The 19071-nt window shown below is 59.1% G+C and carries 20 protein-coding genes and 1 pseudogene; 7 read left to right on the top strand and 14 right to left on the bottom strand.

Features of this window, described 5'->3' with window-relative positions; translation table 11 throughout:
* The 9 genes from ACH6CV_RS15315 to ACH6CV_RS15355 all read right to left on the bottom strand — a co-directional run.
* Positions 1 to 681, bottom strand: a 681-nt coding sequence (locus ACH6CV_RS15315) for a ParB N-terminal domain-containing protein (RefSeq protein WP_456359115.1), incomplete at its 3' end; no start/stop codon positions are given.
* A 5-nt stretch (positions 682 to 686) separates the two neighbouring features.
* Positions 687 to 1265 (bottom strand): P27 family phage terminase small subunit, encoded by a 579-nt coding sequence (locus tag ACH6CV_RS15320; RefSeq protein WP_456359087.1) that lies wholly within the window; start codon positions 1263 to 1265, stop codon positions 687 to 689.
* A 111-nt stretch (positions 1266 to 1376) separates the two neighbouring features.
* Positions 1377 to 1736: an HNH endonuclease gene (locus tag ACH6CV_RS15325; RefSeq protein ID WP_456359088.1), complete on the bottom strand. Its 360-nt coding sequence runs from the start codon at positions 1734 to 1736 to the stop codon at positions 1377 to 1379.
* A 256-nt stretch (positions 1737 to 1992) separates the two neighbouring features.
* Positions 1993 to 2451, bottom strand: coding sequence for a hypothetical protein (locus ACH6CV_RS15330; RefSeq protein WP_456359089.1), 459 nt, complete (start codon positions 2449 to 2451; stop codon positions 1993 to 1995).
* Entirely contained in the window at positions 2448 to 3821 is a 1374-nt protein-coding gene (locus tag ACH6CV_RS15335) for an SNF2-related protein (protein ID WP_456359090.1), read from the bottom strand. The genes ACH6CV_RS15330 and ACH6CV_RS15335 overlap by 4 nt, the downstream gene beginning before the upstream one ends.
* Positions 3802 to 4083, bottom strand: a complete 282-nt coding sequence (locus tag ACH6CV_RS15340; protein ID WP_456359091.1) for a VRR-NUC domain-containing protein — start codon at positions 4081 to 4083, stop codon at positions 3802 to 3804. The genes ACH6CV_RS15335 and ACH6CV_RS15340 overlap by 20 nt, the downstream gene beginning before the upstream one ends.
* Positions 4084 to 4238: 155 nt before the next feature.
* A complete protein-coding gene (locus ACH6CV_RS15345; protein WP_456359092.1) occupies positions 4239 to 6536 on the bottom strand; it encodes a phage/plasmid primase, P4 family in 2298 nt (765 codons plus the stop codon).
* Between the two features lie 4 nt (positions 6537 to 6540).
* Positions 6541 to 6897: a hypothetical protein gene (locus ACH6CV_RS15350; RefSeq protein WP_456359093.1), complete on the bottom strand. Its 357-nt coding sequence runs from the start codon at positions 6895 to 6897 to the stop codon at positions 6541 to 6543.
* The gene (locus ACH6CV_RS15355; protein ID WP_456359094.1) at positions 6878 to 7321 is read right to left on the bottom strand and encodes a DUF7768 domain-containing protein; all 444 of its coding nucleotides are present in this window, start codon (positions 7319 to 7321) and stop codon (positions 6878 to 6880) included. Before ACH6CV_RS15355 ends, ACH6CV_RS15350 begins: the two co-directional genes overlap by 20 nt.
* Positions 7322 to 7653: 332 nt before the next feature.
* Here ACH6CV_RS15355 and ACH6CV_RS15360 point away from each other — a divergent pair, with 332 nt between their 5' ends.
* The 4 genes from ACH6CV_RS15360 to ACH6CV_RS15375 are packed head-to-tail and all read left to right on the top strand — an operon-like array spanning position 7654 to position 11713.
* On the top strand, positions 7654 to 7971 hold the full coding sequence (locus ACH6CV_RS15360) for a DNA ligase (protein ID WP_456359095.1): 318 nt from the start codon (positions 7654 to 7656) through the stop codon (positions 7969 to 7971).
* Positions 7971 to 9107, top strand: a complete 1137-nt coding sequence (locus tag ACH6CV_RS15365) for a DUF2800 domain-containing protein (protein ID WP_456359096.1) — start codon at positions 7971 to 7973, stop codon at positions 9105 to 9107. The genes ACH6CV_RS15360 and ACH6CV_RS15365 overlap by 1 nt, the downstream gene beginning before the upstream one ends.
* A gap of 5 nt (positions 9108 to 9112) precedes the next feature.
* Positions 9113 to 9667, top strand: coding sequence for a DUF2815 family protein (locus tag ACH6CV_RS15370; RefSeq protein WP_456359097.1), 555 nt, complete (start codon positions 9113 to 9115; stop codon positions 9665 to 9667).
* Positions 9668 to 9724: 57 nt separating this feature from the next.
* Entirely contained in the window at positions 9725 to 11713 is a 1989-nt protein-coding gene (locus tag ACH6CV_RS15375; protein WP_456359098.1) for a DNA polymerase, read from the top strand.
* 82 nt (positions 11714 to 11795) lie between these two features.
* Here the strand turns inward: ACH6CV_RS15375 and ACH6CV_RS15380 are convergent, their stop codons facing one another.
* From ACH6CV_RS15380 to ACH6CV_RS15395, 4 genes are all read right to left on the bottom strand, one after another.
* A complete protein-coding gene (locus tag ACH6CV_RS15380) occupies positions 11796 to 12104 on the bottom strand; it encodes a type II toxin-antitoxin system RelE/ParE family toxin (protein WP_456359099.1) in 309 nt (102 codons plus the stop codon).
* Positions 12091 to 12375, bottom strand: coding sequence for a type II toxin-antitoxin system prevent-host-death family antitoxin (locus ACH6CV_RS15385; RefSeq protein WP_456359100.1), 285 nt, complete (start codon positions 12373 to 12375; stop codon positions 12091 to 12093). The genes ACH6CV_RS15380 and ACH6CV_RS15385 overlap by 14 nt, the downstream gene beginning before the upstream one ends.
* A 226-nt stretch (positions 12376 to 12601) precedes the next feature.
* Positions 12602 to 13108 (bottom strand): hypothetical protein, encoded by a 507-nt coding sequence (locus ACH6CV_RS15390; protein WP_456359101.1) that lies wholly within the window; start codon positions 13106 to 13108, stop codon positions 12602 to 12604.
* A 505-nt stretch (positions 13109 to 13613) separates the two neighbouring features.
* A complete protein-coding gene (locus tag ACH6CV_RS15395; protein ID WP_456359102.1) occupies positions 13614 to 15587 on the bottom strand; it encodes a helix-turn-helix domain-containing protein in 1974 nt (657 codons plus the stop codon).
* Between the two features lie 532 nt (positions 15588 to 16119).
* Between ACH6CV_RS15395 and ACH6CV_RS15400 the strand changes: the two genes are divergently transcribed.
* The 3 genes and pseudogenes from ACH6CV_RS15400 to ACH6CV_RS15410 all read left to right on the top strand — a co-directional run.
* Entirely contained in the window at positions 16120 to 16335 is a 216-nt protein-coding gene (locus tag ACH6CV_RS15400) for a helix-turn-helix domain-containing protein (RefSeq protein WP_456359103.1), read from the top strand.
* A 36-nt stretch (positions 16336 to 16371) separates the two neighbouring features.
* The gene (locus ACH6CV_RS15405; RefSeq protein ID WP_456359104.1) at positions 16372 to 17874 is read left to right on the top strand and encodes a class I SAM-dependent DNA methyltransferase; all 1503 of its coding nucleotides are present in this window, start codon (positions 16372 to 16374) and stop codon (positions 17872 to 17874) included.
* A pseudogene (locus ACH6CV_RS15410) lies at positions 17864 to 18349 on the top strand (restriction endonuclease subunit S); the annotation flags it as partial. The gene ACH6CV_RS15405 and the pseudogene ACH6CV_RS15410, both read left to right, overlap by 11 nt.
* A gap of 53 nt (positions 18350 to 18402) precedes the next feature.
* Here ACH6CV_RS15410 and ACH6CV_RS15415 read toward each other — a convergent pair.
* The gene (locus tag ACH6CV_RS15415; RefSeq protein ID WP_456359105.1) at positions 18403 to 19041 is read right to left on the bottom strand and encodes a restriction endonuclease subunit S; all 639 of its coding nucleotides are present in this window, start codon (positions 19039 to 19041) and stop codon (positions 18403 to 18405) included.
* Positions 19042 to 19071: the final 30 nt, after the last annotated feature.

A 19071-nucleotide genomic window follows, 5' to 3' on the forward strand; every position in this document is an offset into this window, starting at 1 on the left:
TGCAGAGAGCAGGAACGCGTAGAACTGCTCCTTGGGCATGTTGTCGTTGAGGATTTTCCCTTTCCCGCCGTCAAAGTTGACGTTGTAGGGCGCATCCGTCAGGCAGATGTTTGCCTGCTTTCCGTCCATCAGTCGCGCCACATCCTCCGGTTTGGTGCTGTCCCCGCAGAGCAGACGGTGGTTTCCCAGATGCCAGAGGTCCCCCGGAAGCACAAAGGTGGGCAGCTTGAGCGCGGCGTCCACGTCGAAGTCATCGTCCTGAACCTCCTCCGCGCCGCCCAGGAGCTTGTTGAGCTCCGCGTCGTCAAAGCCCAGGAGCGACAGGTCGAAGTCCGCGCCCTGCAGATCGGCCAATTCCACTGACAGCATTTCTTCGTCCCAGCCGGCGTTCAGCGCCAGGCGATTATCCGCGAGGATGTAGGCGCGCTTCTGGGCGTCGGTCAGGTGTTCGGCGAACACACAGGGGACCTCCGCAATGCCCTCCTCCCGCGCGGCCAGCACGCGCCCGTGCCCGGCGATGATGTTGTACTTCCCGTCCACCAGGCAAGGTATTAAAAAACCGAACTCCCGGATGGACGCGCGCAGCTGGGCAATCTGCTCTTTGGAGTGCGTGCGCGCGTTCCGGGCGTAGGGCACGAGTCTGTCGATGGGTACCTTCTCAAACCGCTCCGTGCTTCGCACGCGCGTCACCGTCCCTTCCGCCCCGAGAGCAGGGCTTCCATCATGTCGTCCTGGGGATTGCCGACAAACGCCGTGGTGCAGTTCTGCTTCACGACGTCGAAGATCTCGTACCAGAGAAGGTTCGCCTGCTTCTGGAACGACTGACTCATCTGCACAAAGGGGCTGGTGATCGCCCCGCCGGTGGTGGGGTGCTTGCCCAGAAGGCCGTAAGTGCTGATGGCTTCCTCGCACTGAATGAACCGGGCGAACGCCTGGGCGTAGGCCTCCACCAACCGGGGGTTGATGAGCTTCTCGCAGCCCCGCGCGCGAAGCCAGTTCCAGGTTTCGGTGTAGAGCGCGTCCGCGCCCAAAGGCCTGCCGTCCTTCTGGCGGGCGCTCAAGTACTCGCCTGGCGCGGGCATGTCCTCGCCGGCAAGCTCCGCGGCGCCGGTGAGTTCGGCGGGCTCCAACAGTTCCTCCGGGCGGAGGTTCGCCGGCTCCAGGATCCTGGCCGCCTTGCCCGCGGCGATCTTGTCGATGAGCGGCAGGGGCTTGTCGCCCGCGCGCACGCGCCGCCCGCCGCGGTTGGTGCCGTCCCTGGCCATGCGGAATTCCTCCTTTCCCGATGGGGTTAATCCCCCCTTTGAACCGGTTTTTTTGTGCGCGTGAGCTGGCGCCCGGTCTCCCGGCCGAATGTAACAGAGATTTAACCCGCCCTACCGGGTGCGCCAGCGGTCGCCTTCCCGGGCGGAGACGGACGAATGGCAACGTTTGCAAAGAGAACTGAGATTGGACTCATGGTTTGAGCCGCCGCGGCCGAGGGGCAGGATGTGGTGGACTTCCGTGGCCGGGGTCGCGCGGCCCTGTTTCAGGCACATCTCGCACAAAGGATGCGCCTGAAGAAATCGCTCGCGCACCTTCCGCCACGCGCGGCCGTAGCGCTTCTTGCCCGCCGGGTCGCGGCCGTAGCGGTCGTACTGCTGGTCGGTGAGCTTCTTGTGCGCCGCGCAGTATCGACTGTCGGTCAGCTCCGGGCAGCCGGGGTAGGCGCAGGGGCGCTTAGGCTTTGTGGGCATTGATCTTCCTCCCGGGTAAACGAAAGACCCCCGCGGGATAGTGCCTGCGAAGGCCTTGGGGATCTGTTTCGATGCTACCAGTATATCACGGTCAGCCGCAAATTGCGTCCGCGGTTTTACTCATTTGCGCAGGCTGTGCAGGGGCTCCGGTCAAACAAAAGACCCTCACGGGATTCCTCCCGCGAAGGCCTTCCGGTGCCTGTTTCGATGGTACCAGTATATCACGGTCAGCGGTGGATTGCGTCCGCGATTTTACTCATTTGCCGAACAGCAGCAGCGCCAGATGCTGGAGCGCGCGGTTCTTCCGATTGTACGCGGAGGAGCGCTCGATGGCATACCGCTCGCAGATGTTCAGCAGCGCGTCCGTCTGCGCCTGATCGTCGTTCAGGTAGAACTCCGTCAGAACATACCGCTCGTCCTCCGACAGCGTCTCCCACGCCGGGCGGAACCACTCCATGTATTCCAGCGCCTGACGGTACCGCTCCCGGAGCACGTCGATCTCGTCAATGCCGGCGGCCAGCCGGGCCTCTCCCGCCGTGGGGTTGTGCGCGGACGGCATGCCGGTCAGCACGGACGCGCGCGGCGCGGTCATCCGATCCTGCACGAGGGCGATGTCCTCGCCGGTATGCTCCAGGATGTAGGTCATGCTCCCATAGTCCTTCAGCGCACTGATCGCCGCGGACCGCTTGTCCAGATACTGCCAAACGATGTTCATGTCGTTCCTCCTTTGTGAAGATTGGCTTTGACCGCCTCGATCAGCGCGGCCTGGGTCTGGTCTTTCCGGCGGAGCGCCGCCATAATCTGCTCGTCAATGGTGTCCCGGGTCATGATGTGCTGAATGACTACAGTGTTCTTCTGCCCCTGCCGCCAGAGCCGGGCGTTGGTCTGCTGGTAGAGCTCCAGGCTCCACGTCAGCCCGAACCAGATGAGCGTCGAGCCGCCCGCCTGCAGGTTCAGCCCGTGCCCGGCGGAGGCGGGATGAATGAGCGCCACGGGGATTTCCCCGGCGTTCCAGCGGGCGATGGTTTCCGGCGTATCCAGCCTGGAAAACGGGACGCGCCGCGCGCGCAGCCGATCGGATATCCGCGTCAGGTCGTGCCGGAACCAGTACGCCACCAGCACGGGCTTTCCGTTCACGGCCTCGATCAGGTCCTCCAGCGCGTCCAGCTTCCGGTTGTGAATGGGCAGCGCGTGCCCGTCCTCGCCGTACAGCGCGCCGTTCGCCATTTGGCAAAGTTTCCCCGAGAGGGCGGCGGCGTTGACGGCATCGATCTCCTCGCCTTTGAGGGTAACGACCAGATCGTCCTTCATCGCCGCGTACAGCTCGGTCTCCGCGTCTGACATGGAAACGCGCACCTCGTTCATGACGCACGCCGGCATCTTCAGGTAGTCGGCGGTCTTCATGCTGATGGAGATGTCGCCGACGCGCCGGTAAATCTCCTGCTCCGCGCCGGGCTTGGGCTTGTAGGAAAACACCTGCTGGGCGCTGCGCTTGTCCGGCAGGAAGAACGCGTCCCGGTAATGAGTGATGAACCTGCCCAGGCGTTTGCCCATATCCAGCACGCGGAACTCCGCCCAAAGGTCCATCAGGCCGTTGGAGGATGGCGTGCCGGTCAGCCCCACGATCCGCTTGATTAGCGGGCGCACCTTCATCAGGCTGCGAAAGCGCTTCGCCTGATAGGACTTGAAGGACGAAAGCTCGTCGATCACGACCATGTCGTAGTCAAACGGCAGGCCGCTTTCCTCGGTCAGCCACTGGACGTTCTCCCGGTTGATGATGTGGATGAACGCGGGCTCGCGAAGGGCCGCCCTGCGCTCCTCCGCCGTTCCCACGGCCACACTGCAGGTCAGTCCCTTCAGGTGATCCCATTTCCGGAGTTCTTCCGGCCACGTGTCACGTGCCACGCGCAGGGGGGCGATGACCAGCACCCGGCCGATCTCAAAGCGGTTCAGGCACAGTTCCCAGACGGCGGAAAGCGTGATCACGCTCTTGCCAAGCCCCATGTCGAGGAGCACGGCGGCCACGGGATGCGTCAGGATAAAGTCCGTGGCATACCGCTGGTAATCATGGGGCACATAGTTCATCCAGCACACCTCCGATCTGGTCAGGATGGTCGATCACGTACACCCGAAAGCCCTGCGCTTCCAGTTGGCGCTTCCGCCGCAGCTGCAGCGGGCGCATCTGCCTGCCGGGCGCTTTCAGTTCCACAAAGGCGCAGCGGCGGCCCGGCATCAGGACAATCCGGTCTGGGACGCCGGACAGACCCGGGCTTACGAACTTCAGCGCGAGGCCGCCGCGCTGCCGGACCGCTCTTCTGAGCGCCTGCTCCACTTGCTTTTCTGTCATGCGTTTGCCGCCCTTTCATCCGTGAGATTGCCCGGTGTGTGACGGTCGTGACGGTCGTTTCCAACCTCTCTCTATAGGCTGATTTTTTCTATTTTTTCTGCCTAATAACAGAATGGGTATTGACCATCACGACCGTCACACTTCCTATTTATATGTCATCTCAGAAAATCGTCCTCTGCGTCCGCGATTTTGCCCAGACCCAGGCCGCGCACGAATGTCCCGCTCCGGGACTTCGTCCTGATGAAGCCCTCGTTCTCCAGCGCGTTGTAGAAATCCGTCGTCGATCGGGTGTACTCGCCGGTATCCGCGCAGAAGTTCCGGTACGCCGTGTACAACTCGCCGGACTTCGCCTGAAGCCCGTCGCCGATCTCACAGCGCTCGCTCAGGAAATGCCCCAGCCAGTCGTTGTCCTTCCGGTAGCGGTCGATCGCCCGCCTGACGCATTCCGGCGGGTCGATCTTGAAATCCCGCCGGATGACCTCCTCCGCGCCCGCAATCATCCACGACAGGATTGCGCCGCCGGCATTCCTGAACAGGTGATCGGCGTAATTCTTGATGTCGCCTTTGCCCTCGATCTTCGCGTCAAAGGGAATCACAATCATGCGCCGCCAGATGCCCGCGTCCTTGGCGCCGATCCTGGGCAGATGGTTGGTATAGAGCACGGTCGTATGCGTCGGCTCATAGGCAAACGGGTCCTTGTACTTTTTCTCGGCGGTAATGTCGTCGGTGGAACACAGCTGCTTGACGATGGAGGTGTTGAGCCGCTGGCCTTCCTCCAATTCGGATGCGATCAGCATGCGCTTGCCCTTGGCCTCGGCCAACTCGGGCTTCACGTTGCGCTTGCAGCCCACCGTCAGGGCATCCGCGGAGATGGTCCCGCTGTAGCTGCCCAGCACATGCGCCAGCACGTTCCAGAACGTGGACTTGCCGTTGCGCCCGTCTCCGTAGGCGATGATGAGGGCTTCCACGAAAACCTTGCCCACGGCGATCATCCCGGCAACCAGCTGAACATAGCCAATCAATTCCCGGTCCCCGCGGAAGAAGGTGTTCAACGCGGCTTCCCAGATGTCTTTTCCCTGATCGCCGGGCTGCACGGCGGTCATTTTCGTCACAAAATGATCCGCGCTGTGCGGCATCACGCCCTTCAGGCCGCGCCGCAGGTCGTACGCGCATTCCGGGGCGTTCAGAAGGAACGGGTCGGCGTCCAGATCCTGCGGGCGGATGAGCACCATGGGCTGGACTTCCGCCAGCACCGCCTTGATGTTCTTGGACTGGCGGTAATTCATGGCCGTCGCCTGATAGGCCGTCGCGGTCAAATAGGCCGTATACGACTCCCATTGCGCCTCGTCCATGCTGCTCTGGGCCTTTTTCTTGCTTGACTTGTTCAGAAGCTCCGCCGCGCCATTCTGCTCCAGAGCCTTGTAAGCGGCCGTGGCCGCGACGGTCGCTTCTTCCAGCTGCATATCGGACAGATCGTGCATGACGGCGTGGGCGCGGGGCTTTGACTCCTCCCAGATGTCGCCGTTGTACACGATGAAGTCCGTCGCCGGGGAAAAGCGCAGCTGCCCGGAAAACACCTCGGCCAACACCCGGGCCTCCGCCACATCCGACTGATCGCTGGGTTTGTACAGGAAATCGCCGTGAAGCGCGGCGTACTCATTCGGCGGCACGTAATCCCTGCCGGCTGAAATCTTCCTGTAAAACCCGACCGCGCTGTGCCAGATGGTGCTTAGTTCCCTTTCGTCCAGCGGAGGAACGCAGGCTTCCGCCTTCTTCCGAAACAGCCGATGCGCTTCCTCCGTATCACCCAGGCGCTTGAGCACCCGCCCTGCGTAGTGGGACAGGGTGGCGTTGCGGCTTCCCTCCGGGATGACGCCGTCCGGGGCAGGCAGCGGCAGGCCCAGAAAGGCATCCTCCTCCGGACAGTGCTGATCCAGATACGCATTCAGCGTGACCGTGCCCGCGTGAAAGCGCACTTGCGCGTCGGCGGTGCCGAAGAAGAACCGCGCCGCGTCCAGCGCCTTCGGGTCAAAATACGGAAAGCAGACACGTGCCCTCTTTTTCAGGCCGCTGTATTCCGCCGGGTCGGTCATATCATCAATCAGAAAGAAACAGTGGAATTTCGGCCGGGGCGCCTTTCCGCGCTTGGGCTTCATGTGGTTGCGGCTGAAATGGAACCCGGCGGTGACCTCCGGGAACCGCGCGATGACGGCATCCGGCGTGACCCAGTCCTTGGGGTCGTCGCTGTGGTCGTTGTCGCACTCCAGCGCCAGGCAGTTGGTGCGCAGGAAGTTGTCCTTTGACCGGTATCCGTTCCGGTACGCTACGGCGACATAGTCATATCTCACAGCCTGCCGGAGCGACGCCTCATCCCCGACGCTGACCCTGTGCGGATAGCTGCAGTTCCACTCGTTGCCGACGCAGTCGGCGCGGTAAAGATTGAAGGCGGGCATGGCATCAACCCTCCGTTTCGGACTGTATCTCCAGAACCGACAGCATCCAGCGGAGCGCCTCCTTGATGGTCTCAAGCTCGGTATCGCCGCCGAGTACGATCTCCACTTCATCGGCGCCGCCCGGGAAGCCGCCCGCCTTCACGCGGCAGCGCAGATCCGTGCAGGCCAGATTCTTGACGCGCAGAAAGGTGCGGGAACCGTGGCCGGAGTCGCCGCCCTGATACCCGTTGGTGCCGGCTTCCGCCTCAAGGATGTTGGCGCTGGTGATCTCGCGCGTCCAGGTGGTCACATTGCGCCCGTCGACGCGGCGGACGCGCTTTTGGGCGGGATAGGAATTCCCGTCACACTCGGTGTAGAACATGATCCAAAACCTCCTCGCAATCCTCGGTAAAGAACCGGACCGGCTGACCTTTGCGCCTGGCGCGCGCGATCTCGACGGACATTCCCTTTGAAACGCGGTCGCCGAAAGCCCAAAGCTCCGCGCATTTGGTCAGAAGGATGATGGCCATCCGCATGGGCAGGTCCCGCTCCGCCTGTATGCGGTCGTCCATGAACTGTGGGAAAAACAGGTGCGGGGTGACCGGAAGGCAGCCCCGATCGACGGCGAACCGGCTGTACCTGCGGGCGTCTGCAAGATTCCTTTCCGTGTCTCCGGAAAACGGACTGCAAATGTACACGATCGGCCGGAAGGCTGACCTGCGAAGTTCCTCCTCCACGCGCGTCAGCGCTTCATACGCCGTGGGATCCGGACAGCCGGAAGGGTTGTAAAAACTGATCTTTCTCATGGGCTCCAGGCAGTGCGTTTCACGCAATGCGCCTCCTCTCAAAAATCGGGCTTCCGATATCTACAGGACAAAAAGGGCCGGTCTGGCAACCGGTCCTTCTTTATTATGAAAATTTTTTTCTGCAATTTTTGAGGGTTTCCGGTTGCCGGAAGCCCTGTTTTTGTCCTGTGGGTTGCGAAGGGACGCAAGATACCCCCTTCGGAAAGTGAGGGAAACACCCATGCAGGAACGCTGTCACAGCCCCGGTTCTGCCCCCCTATCGAAGGCCAGCGGCACCCGCCGCGCGGCAGACCGGATCATCGCAATCAGGCCAACGGAAGGAGAAACGCAGCATGAGCAAAATGTCCGAACTGTCTGAAGCCGTCGCGGAGCTCCGCCGGTGCGGCGAGGCGCTGATCGGCGTCAGCGAGTCCCTCCGCGGCCTGTTCGGTGGGGAACCCGCGGCGGAAGAATCGTCCGTTCAGGAACCCGCAAAAGAGGAAACGCCCTCCGTGACGCTGGAGCGGGTGCGCGCCGTGCTGGCTGAAAAGTCGCTCGCCGGTCATCGGGCGGAGGTGCAGGCGCTGATCCGCGGGTGCGGCGCGGACAGGTTGAGCACCGTGGACCCTTCAAAGTACGAAGCGCTGCTGAAGCGGGCGGAGGTGCTGTGATGCCGCCCCTGAAACACGCCGTCCTGTCGGCCTCCTCGGCGCACCGCTGGCTGAACTGCACCCCCAGCGCCCGGCTGGAACAGGCGTTTGCGGACCGGGAAACGGAGGCCGCCGCGGAGGGTAGCGCCGCGCACGCCCTGGCGGAGCACAAACTGCGCCGGGCGCTGAAGCTCCGGACGAAAAAGCCCGTTTCCGCCTTCGACAGCGACGAGATGGACGCCTATACGGACGGCTATGTCCAGTTCGTGCTGGAGGCGCTGGCCCAGGCGCGGGAGAAATGCCCGGACGCTCTCCTTTTGATCGAGCAGAAACTGGACTTCTCCCGCTGGGTGCCCGAAGGATTTGGCACCGGGGACGCGCTGATCGTCGCGGATGATACCCTGCACATCCTGGACCTGAAATACGGCCAGGGCGTTCTGGTGGAGGCCGAACGCAATCCCCAGATGATGCTGTACGCGCTTGGCGCCCTGACGGCATTTGGCGGCATCTACGACCTCCTGACGATCCGGATGACGATCTATCAGCCCCGCAGGGAGAACATCTCCGCCTGGACGATCACCGCAAAAGAGCTCACGGACTGGGCGGAAGACACGCTGAAGCCCCTGGCCGCGCTGGCCTGCGAAGGCAAGGGCGAATACATGCCCGGCGGGTGGTGCCTTTTCTGCAGGGCGGCGGTCCGCTGCCGCGCCAGGGCGGAAACCAATCTGGAACTGGCCAAGTACGAGTTTGCCGTTCCGCCGCTCTTGTCGGACGCGGAAATCGGCAATCTCCTGGGCAGGCTGGACGGCCTGATCCAATGGGCGGACGAGCTCAAGGCCTACGCGCTGGATGGCGCCCTGCACCACGGCAAGCGGTGGCCCGGCTGGAAACTGGTGGAGGGCCGTAGCGTCCGCAAGTACACCGATGAGGATGCCGTGATCGCGGCCGCGGGCGCAGCCGGGTACAGGGACATCTTCCGCAAGACGCTCCTGCCCATCACCGAGATGGAAAAGCTCATGGGAAAGCAGACCTTTGCCGAAGTCCTCGGCGGCTGCGTCCATAAGCCCGCGGGGAAGCCGACCCTGGTGCCCGAGGCGGACAAGCGCCCGGCCATGAACACCCCGAATACCGACTTCAATGAATATCGGGAGGATTGAATCCTATGGCGAAACAGAATCATACCAAAGTCGTAACCGGCGTCGTCCGGCTGTCCTACGCAAATATCTGGGAGCCGAAGGCCCCGCTCAACGGCGGCGACGCCCGTTACAGCTGCTCGCTGATCATTCCCAAGAGTGACACCGAAACCGTGGACGCCATCAACCGCGCCATCGACTGCGCGATTCAGGAGGGCGCCGGCAAGTTCGGCGGGAAAATCCCGAACAGAGCCTCGCTGAAACTGCCGCTGCGCGACGGCAACGTCGAGCGCGAGGACGATGCCTACAAGGGTTGCTGGTTCATCAATGCCAACAGCAAGACCGCGCCCCAGGTGGTGGACCGGCAGGTGCGCCCCATTCTCGACCGGAGCGAAATCTACAGCGGCGTGTACGCCCGGGTTTCCATCTCGTTGTATGCTTTCTCGGTCAACGGCAACAAGGGCGTGGCCTGCGGCCTGGGAAACGTCCAGAAGATCCGCGACGGCGAACCCCTCGGCGGGCATTCGAGCGCCAGCAGCGACTTCGACGCCGTGGACGACGGCGGCGAGGATTTCCTGAACTGATCCGGGGAAACGGGCGGCGGAATCGTCTGCCGCCCAATTCACGATTGAGGTGCAATGATGAAAACCCTTCATGTCGATCTCGAAACGTACAGTGGCGCGGATCTGGCGAAGTGCGGTGTGTACAAATACGCGGAAGCGCCGGACTTTGAGATTCTGCTGTTCGGGTATTCCGTGGACGGCGGGGCGGTACGGGTCGTCGATCTGACCGCGGGCGAAGCGATTCCGCGGGATGTGCTGGATGCCCTGACGGACGACGGCGTGACAAAATGGGCCTTCAACGCAAACTTTGAGCGGGTATGCCTGTCCCGACATCTTTCGGATCTGGGTGTGCCGCTGGATCCGTACGCCGATGCCCATCCGCTGTCCACGGAGTGCGCGCGGTTCCTGAATCCCGCCGGGTGGCGCTGCACCATGGTGTGGGCGGCGTACCTTGGCCTTCCGCTGTCGCTGGCGGGCGTCGGCGCGGCGCTGGGGTTGGACAAGCAGAAGATGGCCGGAGGCAAGGATCTCGTTAAATACTTCTGTCAGCCCTGTCCGCCGACGAAGGCAAACGGCATGCGCACGCGCAACCTGCCCGGTCACGCGCCCGACAAGTGGGAAATTTTCAAGGCGTACAACCGCCGCGATGTCGAAACCGAGGCGGCCATTCAGCGGCGGCTTAAAAATCATCCCGTCCCGGAGGAGGTGTGGGCGCAGTACCATCACGATCAGGAAATCAACGATCGGGGCATCGCGCTGGACATGACCCTGGTGGAGAGCGCCATCCAAATGGACGACCAATCCCGCAAGGAACTGACTGTCGCCATGCGAGAGCGGACCGCTCTGGAAAACCCGGGCAGCGTAGCCCAGATGAAGAAGTGGCTTTCGGACAACGGGCTGGAGACGGAAACGCTGGGCAAAAAGCAGGTCGCCGCCCTACTGAAGGACTGCCCGCCGGAGATGCGGGAGGTGCTTCTGCTCCGTCAACAGTTGGCCAAGAGCAGCGTAAAAAAGTACATCGCCATGAGGAACGCCGTTTGCGCCGACGGTCGGGCGCGCGGCATGTTCCTGTTTTACGGCGCGAACCGAACCGGGCGGTTCAGCGGCCGCCTGATCCAATTGCAAAATCTGCCCCAGAACCATCTGCCCGATCTGGACGCCGCGCGACGGCTGGTGCAAGCCGGCGATTATGACGCGGTGAAGCTGTTGTTTGGCGATGTCCCGGACACGCTTTCGCAGTTGATCCGCACGGCCTTTGTTCCCAGGGAGGGCTGCAAGTTCATCGTCAGCGACTTCAGCGCCATTGAAGCCCGCGTGATCGCCTGGCTCGCCGGCGAACAGTGGCGTCAGAAGGTCTTTGAAGCCGGCGGCGACATATACTGCGCCTCGGCGTCCGCGATGTTCCACGTGCCGGTGGTAAAGCACGGGGTCAACGGCCACCTGCGCCAGAAGGGAAAGATTGCGGAATTGGCGCTTGGGTACGGCGGTTCCGTGGGCGCTTTGAAAGCTATGGGCGCCTTGGAGATGGGCATCCCGGAGGAAGAGCTTCAGCCGCTGGTGTCCATGTGGCGATCATCGAATCCCAACATCGTGAAGCTCTGGTGGGACGTGGACGCGGCGGTCATGGAAGCCGTGGAGGACAAAAGCGCGACCGGCACCCACGGGATATCCTTTGAGTGTACCGACGGCATGCTCTTTCTCACGCTGCCCTCCGGGCGGCATCTCAGCTATGTGAAACCCCGGATCGGCACGAACCGGTTCGGCGGGAACGCGGTTACGTATATGGGCATCGGCGGCACGAAGAAATGGGAAAGGATCGAGTCCTACGGCCCAAAGTTCTGCGAGAACATCGTGCAGGCGATCAGCCGGGACATTCTGTGCTATGCCATGCAGGCCCTTCGACACTGCCGGATCGTGGCCCATGTCCATGACGAGCTGATCCTCGAATGCGACCCGGCCGTATCACCGGATGCAATCTGCGCGCAGATGGGCAGGACGCCGCCATGGGCACCTGGGCTGATCCTGCGGGCGGACGGATACGAGACGCCTTACTACAAAAAAGACTGAATCTACAAAAAGAGCCGGGACTGGCGTGAAACAAGCCCCGGCCTTTTAATCAGCACCTCATTGACGGCAAAACCGGCCGCGATCAGTAAAGCAGCCACTTGTAGTCCTGCCGGCAGTCCACCACATAATCCACATAAACCGTGTCGTCCTTGATTTGATAGAGGATCAGGTAGTATTTCTCCACAAACATTTTGTGGTATTTATCCGCGGGGACGTAGCGTTCGTTGAAAAACGGATACCGCTTCGGCAGATGATCCAGCTTGCGTATTTCCTCGACGAGCCGCTCCTTCAGCGCAATCGCGGCCGCCATATCCTTTTCCGCAAGAAACAGAATGCAGTTTCCCATCAGGCGCTGCGCTTCAGGCGATACAATGACTTTATACTGCGCCATTGCGCTTTACGCCCTCCAGAACGTTGTCCAAATAGGCTTCCAGATCGTCGGGAGAACCCCCCATCTGCCCCACCAGGCGCTCTTCTTCTACCCGTACCAGTTTTTCGCGCAGCTCCAGCATTTTTTCGCGCTGCCTGAACGCCTCGATATCCATCACGACAAGGTCGCCCTCGCCGTTCTTGGTGAGGTAGACCGGTTCTTTTGTGCGCTTGCACAGAGCAGATACCTCGTTATATCCTTGCCGGATCGCGGCGGACGGTTTGATCTGCATATCGCCACCTCCATAGCACCATTCTAATCGTATTCTACTTTTTTTATGCTATGCTGTCAAGCGCGATCGCCGGGTTGTGCCTGGGTTGCGCTTATCCGCGCTTGGAGGTGGCGCGGCTTTATGCGACGGCAGGTATCTTGACCGTGCGGTCGTATGGCGATGAGAGGGAATCCGATCAGAAAGGGGGCCGGGGCTGGTGTGCAACGAGCCCCGGCGCTTTTCCTTGTCAGCAGGGATAGTTCATCAACCTTGCCAGTCGCTTTGCGGCTTCCGGGATGCGCTTGTGCACCGACTGATGGCTGTACGATCGCCCGATCGCCTTGCTGATCAGCGCGGCCACCTGGCGTTCCGTCATCCCCCCGTCATGGAGGATCATACAGCGGATGATGATGCGGTCGATGGTGTCCATTCGGGGGAGGCAGCGGTAGATTTGCTCCCGGAACATGCGGTCGGCGACTTCTTCTTCCACGCAGAAGGGATCCGCGATCTCTTCGCCGAAACTTTCCAGGGCGTCCACCGCAATGGTGCTGCCGCATCGCCTGTAGCGACAGCCGCAGCAGTCGCACATGCATGCATGGCGTTTCGGCGCGTTGCATTCGCCGGCGCGCTGGAGCTGTTTGCGCTGCCGCCAAATGGGGCGCATGATGCTTGTAAACGCATCGTTGGACAGGGGCGTCCGGGAAGGATCGCCCGGAAGGTAGCGGGGCTTGGTGTGGCACGGTTTTGCGTTCATTTTGCAGCTTCTCCTTTTGCTCCTGCAAATCGGAGAAGTGCGTATGGGAACAAGGGTATAGCAAATACAGCTGCGAGCCATACGAATCTTCTCCGTTCGCGACTTGCAGCAGCCATGCTGAGTAGCTGCGTGAGGGAATGTGCCTGCCGGATTCTCAACATCCGCCGTCCGGTACGGCAATCCGTTCAGGCACGGGTGGCAAAGGGGACGTCTCCCGGCGAAACGCGCGGAGGCTGTTGCCAGCCATGGATTCCAAGAGCCTCCGCTTTATGTCCGCCGGCGCTTTTGATCTGCGCCATGTGCATGATAGCGGATTTTGGTCAGTGTCAACAGGTCAGCGGCTGACCCCCTCCAAAATCCTTATATTCCGGGCATTCTCGCCGTTTTGGGCATGAAAAAAGGCCTAAAATAGGCCCAAAAGGGGTCAGCTGCTGACCCCTTCCGAAAAAGAAAAATTGCAAAAAAATACCGGGCGTGTGCCCGGCAGCATGAGATTGGATGGATATTATGCGCTGGCGTTCTGTTTCAGCGGCTCCAGCTTGTTTTCCTTCAGAAATCGCTGCACGTCTTCCATGCGGTCCATGAACAGGCAGTCCAGAATATACCGGTATGCCCGGTGCTCCGGAATATCCCGCAGCACCAGTCCGGCCCGCGCCGTCAGTTCGCACGACAGCCAGGGCGGCAGATGCAACCCGACGCATAACGCGACGACCTGATCCATCGTGTAGTCCCTGCGCTCCGCGCTCCTTAAGCGCTTGATAGTCTTTTCGGACATAGCCGCGGCTTCGGCCAGCTGTTCGACGGTCACGCGCCTCATCTTCATCAGCGCGGTCAGCGCCCCGTGGAACGTGCGCGGCAGGCTGCTTACGATGTCGTTCATCTCCATGAAGCGCTCGCGCTTTGTCTGATCTCGGTCGTTCTCGCCCAGCATGAGGTAATGGCGGTTGTACTCCTCATCGCTGTTGAGCGTGCCGAAGCGATATTCCGAGACGCCGCACTGCTCGTACACGCTGAGAAAGCGCAGACAGCACTCGTCCACGTGGGCATTGGCCCACTTGGTGAGCCGCACGCCGGACGAGGTGCAGACGACATATTTCGGGTCGTTCAGGCACAGATGCCCGTCCGCGTAAAGAAAAGCGCCGCTGTCCAGATACGCCTGGAACACGGGATTTCTCGTATATTCCGCAAACGCGGTCTTTTTGTCGATGACGAAGGTGTAGTCCCCGGCGCCCTTCTCCACAGAGAACGCGAACGGCTCGATGTACCGGTCGTCCACGTAATTGAGGGCGCCCTTTGCCATCACGTGGCCCAGTTGGATCAGACGCGCCCGGACGAGATATTTTCGGTGATCGTTCTCGTGGGCAATCTTTCTGGCAACACAGTCCAGTCTGCGCCCGAGGTGCCAGTTCAGATGCTCCGTTTCCTCCAGCGCGGCTTTGATCTCCGGGCGCATGGCGGATGTCGGCATCATGAGCGCGAAGCTCCCGCGCCGGGCCTGCCATTCCATCCAGAGGAGCGGATTCTCGCCGCGGCGCTTCGCCGTCTTGGCCACGCGCTGCGTCTTGAACCCTTTCGCGTCGTTGTTGTGCATGTCCTGCAGCCGGTAGAACAGGTAGTGCCAGTCGAAATGGATACACTCGTGGTAGATGTTCAGATGGCAGGAATCCTTGGGAATCACCGAAGTGTTGATGACGATGGTGCTGCCTGGGACGCGGACCATCTCAAATGCTTCGCCGGAGGGGTCTCCCGGACTTGTGCAGACCGCGATTTCCCCTTCGCAGAAGAACAGGATGCTTTTGGTCCTGGACCGCCTGTACAGCGGCAGCCGCATGACCTGAAGGTTCATGCGCTCGGCCATTTCAAACCCGTCGTGCTCTTTCAGATCGTACAGCGCCTCGGGGTAGTATTTTTCCAGCAGCGCCTCTGCGCCCGCTTCGATTTCATCCTTCCGGAGGATGGGTACCAGATAGTCGCTCAAAAGCCACAGATCCCGATCCGGCTTGGTATCCGATTCGCCGAACACCTCGCAATCCAGGATCGCGCCCTCATCCATGTCGATGTGCAGCGCCACAAGGAAATCGGCCTTCACCGTGTCGTCGATCACGCCGTCCTGCAGGAGGAGGTCGATCCCCGCGTCGATGTCCGCGATGATGGACGAAGCGGACGCCCGCCAGAACGTCATGTGCCGGAAGCGGCAGGTCTTGGGCAGGGGAATCACCCGAATGTCATCTATGTCATAGCCTGTCGCGACTTCGCCTTCGACAATTTGGCGGCACAACTCCGCCGCAATACCCTGCCGGTTGTGCAGCAGGATATAGTCCTTCATGGTTTGGATGACGGGGACCAAGACGGTTTTCTGGCGATCCGCGAGCGCGGGGAGCGCTTCCCCCGTCATATCTCGGTGATGAAGTTCGTTCGACTGACTGGCCTCTCCAAGGTCCATATGCAAAATCTTCTTGTTAATGCGATTCCGTTCCATTACAGCCTGTCCTCCCGCAGCCTGTCGAAAAATGTTGACGGTAAAATCAGATGCCTATGCTTACTCGGCCCGGTGCGAACCGGGCAAGCCCGCCTGCAAACACCTTCATCGCGATGTTGGCAGTAAAAATTATATACGAACGTGCGTTCTGATTCAAGCCTTCTCCTATCTTCTGGAGCGATTTTACCGGGCGTTCGAAGAAATTACCATTCTTATACAAAGGTATGCGAGGGTTTAAGATCCGGAATCCGAGGAGAAACACCGATTTGGATAGGCATAAACGATCTTGACCACTATCCCTCATACTCCCGCAGCTCTTCTCGGGGGTCTTTGTAGGTATGGATCTTGTGCAAAATTTGCTCGTCATGTGCAGCAAAGAATAACAAGGATGGTTGACCGTTCGAGCCGATCGACACACATCGACTCCATCCCCATCTTGAATTGATTTTTTCAACTTACAATTGACTGTCGAACTTGTGTATGTTAAAATATAACATATATTCTCAGCCTCATTTTACGGGAGGAAATTCTTATGGCTGTCAGCTATAAAAAACTGTGGAAAATACTTATAGATCGAGACATGATCAAAAAAGATTTGCGGCTTGCAGCCGATTTAACTACAAATTCACTCGCAAAACTTGGGAAAAATGCAGATGTCTCAACGGAGGTGTTGGGGAAAATCTGCAGGGTACTTAACTGCGAAATTTCAGATATCATGGAATTTGTGGACGATGAGCCTAAAACGTAAGCAGATGAATAGATGTAAGATGCAAGGAGAACAGATATGGCAAGTATGAATAATACTGCGTCCATTGGCTTCGAACAGCAAATCTGGGCGGCGGCCGATATCTTGCGCGGCAATATGGACGCGGCGGAGTACAAGCATGTCGTGCTGGGGCTTATCTTCCTAAAATACATCTCAGACAAATTTGATGAACGGTATGCCGAGCTAAAAGCAGACGATGACGATGTCGAGGACAAAGACGCGTATACGGAAAAAAACGTGTTCTTTGTACCGTCCTCCGCGCGCTGGAGTGTCATTGCCGCAGCCGCACACACCGAGGCAATCGGCACTGTTATTGACGACGCAATGCGCGCAATCGAAAAAGAGAATAAACGTCTCAAAGACATTTTGCCTAAAACATATGCGCGAACAGAACTTGATAAGCGCCGGCTTGGGAACGTGGTCGACCTCTTCACCAACATACAGATGATCGAACATGGTACGGACAAGGACATTCTCGGGCGCACCTACGAATATTGTCTCGCCAAGTTTGCCGAGCAGGAAGGCAAGCGGGCGGGAGAATTCTACACGCCCTCCTGCGTAGTACGAACGCTTGTTGAAGTTTTGCAGCCGTTCGAGGGGCGCGTATATGATCCATGCTGCGGCTCGGGCGGTATGTTTGTGCAGTCAACAGATTTTGTGAAAAACCATGCGGGCAACATTGGGAATCTCTCTGTCTACGGACAGGATGCCAACCCGACCACACGCAAGATGGCTTTAATGAATCTCGCTATTCGCGGGATTGAGGCCGACCTCGGCGCTTATAACGCAGACACCTTTCATAACGATCTGCATCCCACATTAAAGGCAGACTATATCCTTGCCAATCCGCCATTCAACCTTTCGGATTGGAATGACGGCTCGTTGAATGACGATCCGCGCTGGAAGTACGGGCTGCCACCTACGGGAAACGCCAACTTTGCATGGCTTCAGCACATGATCTATCACCTTGCCCCGAACGGTAAAATCGGCATGGTGCTTGCCAACGGTTCCCTATCTTCCCAGAGCGGCGGCGAGGGCGAAATCCGCAAAAGGATCATCGAGGACGACCTCGTGGAAGGCATCATTGCCATGCCGACGCAATTGTTCTACACCACGCAGATCCCTGTGTCGCTCTGGTTTATCAGCCGCAGCAAGAAGCAAAAGGATAAAACGCTGTTCATCGACGCCCGCAAAATGGGGACGATGGTCAACCGCCGCCTGCGCGAAATGACCGCCGAGGACATCGCCAAGATTGCCGCCACCTTTCAAGCCTTCGATGACGGGGCACTTGAGAATGTAAAAGGCTTCTGTGCCGCCGTGACCACAGAAGAAATCGCCAAGCAGGACTATATCCTCACGCCGGGGCGTTACGTCGGCATTGAAGAACAGGAGGATGACGGCGAGCCGTTCGAGGAGAAGATGACACGGCTGACGGGTGAACTCTCGGAGATGTTCAGGCGTTCCCACGAACTAGAGGACGAAATCCGCAAAAGGCTGGGGGCGATTGGGTATGACATTTAGAAATGCTACGATCGGGGACATTGCGACGGTTCAGACCGGACCATTTGGAAGCCAATTACACAATAAGGACTATGTCCAGAATGGCACGCCGATTGTGACAGTTGAACACCTTGGGCAAAGACGTATGAGCCGTCAGGGCCTGCCTTGCGTTTCAGAAGCCGATAGAAGTAGGCTAGCAAAATACACCCTGCAATACGGAGATCTGGTTTTCAGTCGTGTCGGGTCAGTCGATAGATGCTCATGGGTAAGCAAAGAAGAGGATGGATGGATGTTCTCTGGCCGTTGTCTCCGTGTCAGGATCCACAACGAATCAGAACTGTACCATAAATATTTGTACTACTTTTTCTGCTTAGAATCAACAAAAATATACATTAGGAATATTGCTGTTGGGGCAACAATGCCATCTATCAATACTCGTTTGCTTTCTGATGTGCCAGTCTTTTTTCCAAATATAGAAGTACAGCATCAAATTGGAGATATCCTTTCTGCTCTGGATGATCGAATCGAGTTAAACACTAAGATAAACAATCATTTAGCGTCGCCGAGGTTGGTGACTGATAACTCGCCGGACATCAGCTTTGGGAGAAGAACATCTCGTAATTCAGCAAGTCGACGATTCTCATCGCTGTTTTCTCGGATTTGGGCAAAGAGAGGGGCAATTAAGTTATCGAACTCCTGCATTTCTTCTTCGCTTGGAACGACCACAGCGAGTGCCTTGAGGTTCGCTTGATTGATTTTGGGCTGAACCGCTCCAGTAACAATCGAGGTGACGCTCGTTTGTTTTAAGAGAGTATAAAGACTCTCCACTGTGAAGCCGTTTCGACCTTGTAGAACGTGGGCGTGGTTGTTAACCCAGAACTTGCCCCAAACATACTGAAGCGTCGGGAAGCCCAAATCATCAATTACTGTCCCGTCCTCGCCAAGGAGAAGGTAAACGCCATCGAACAAGTAATCATCGACATAGTCCATCAAGGTCGCAGCACCGTAGTAGGGATAGATCTTCTCCATCTTGTCCCGCTGATTACCAGAAAGGGGTATGCGCTTGAAGTCGAACAACTCGATAATGTCACCCAATGCGCCATTCGGCTCCAATCCGCCGAATCGCTCAGACCAAATAGCCTGTGCCATCTGCGCTAAATGATTGTTTACCGCTCCTCCTGCCACCATTGAGCTTATTTAAACCGAAAGGCAGGAGGA

The sequence above is a fragment of the Anaerozeibacter quisquiliarum genome (genome assembly GCF_051162045.1).
Taxonomy (GTDB): domain Bacteria; phylum Bacillota; class Clostridia; order Christensenellales; family Aristaeellaceae; genus Anaerozeibacter; species Anaerozeibacter quisquiliarum.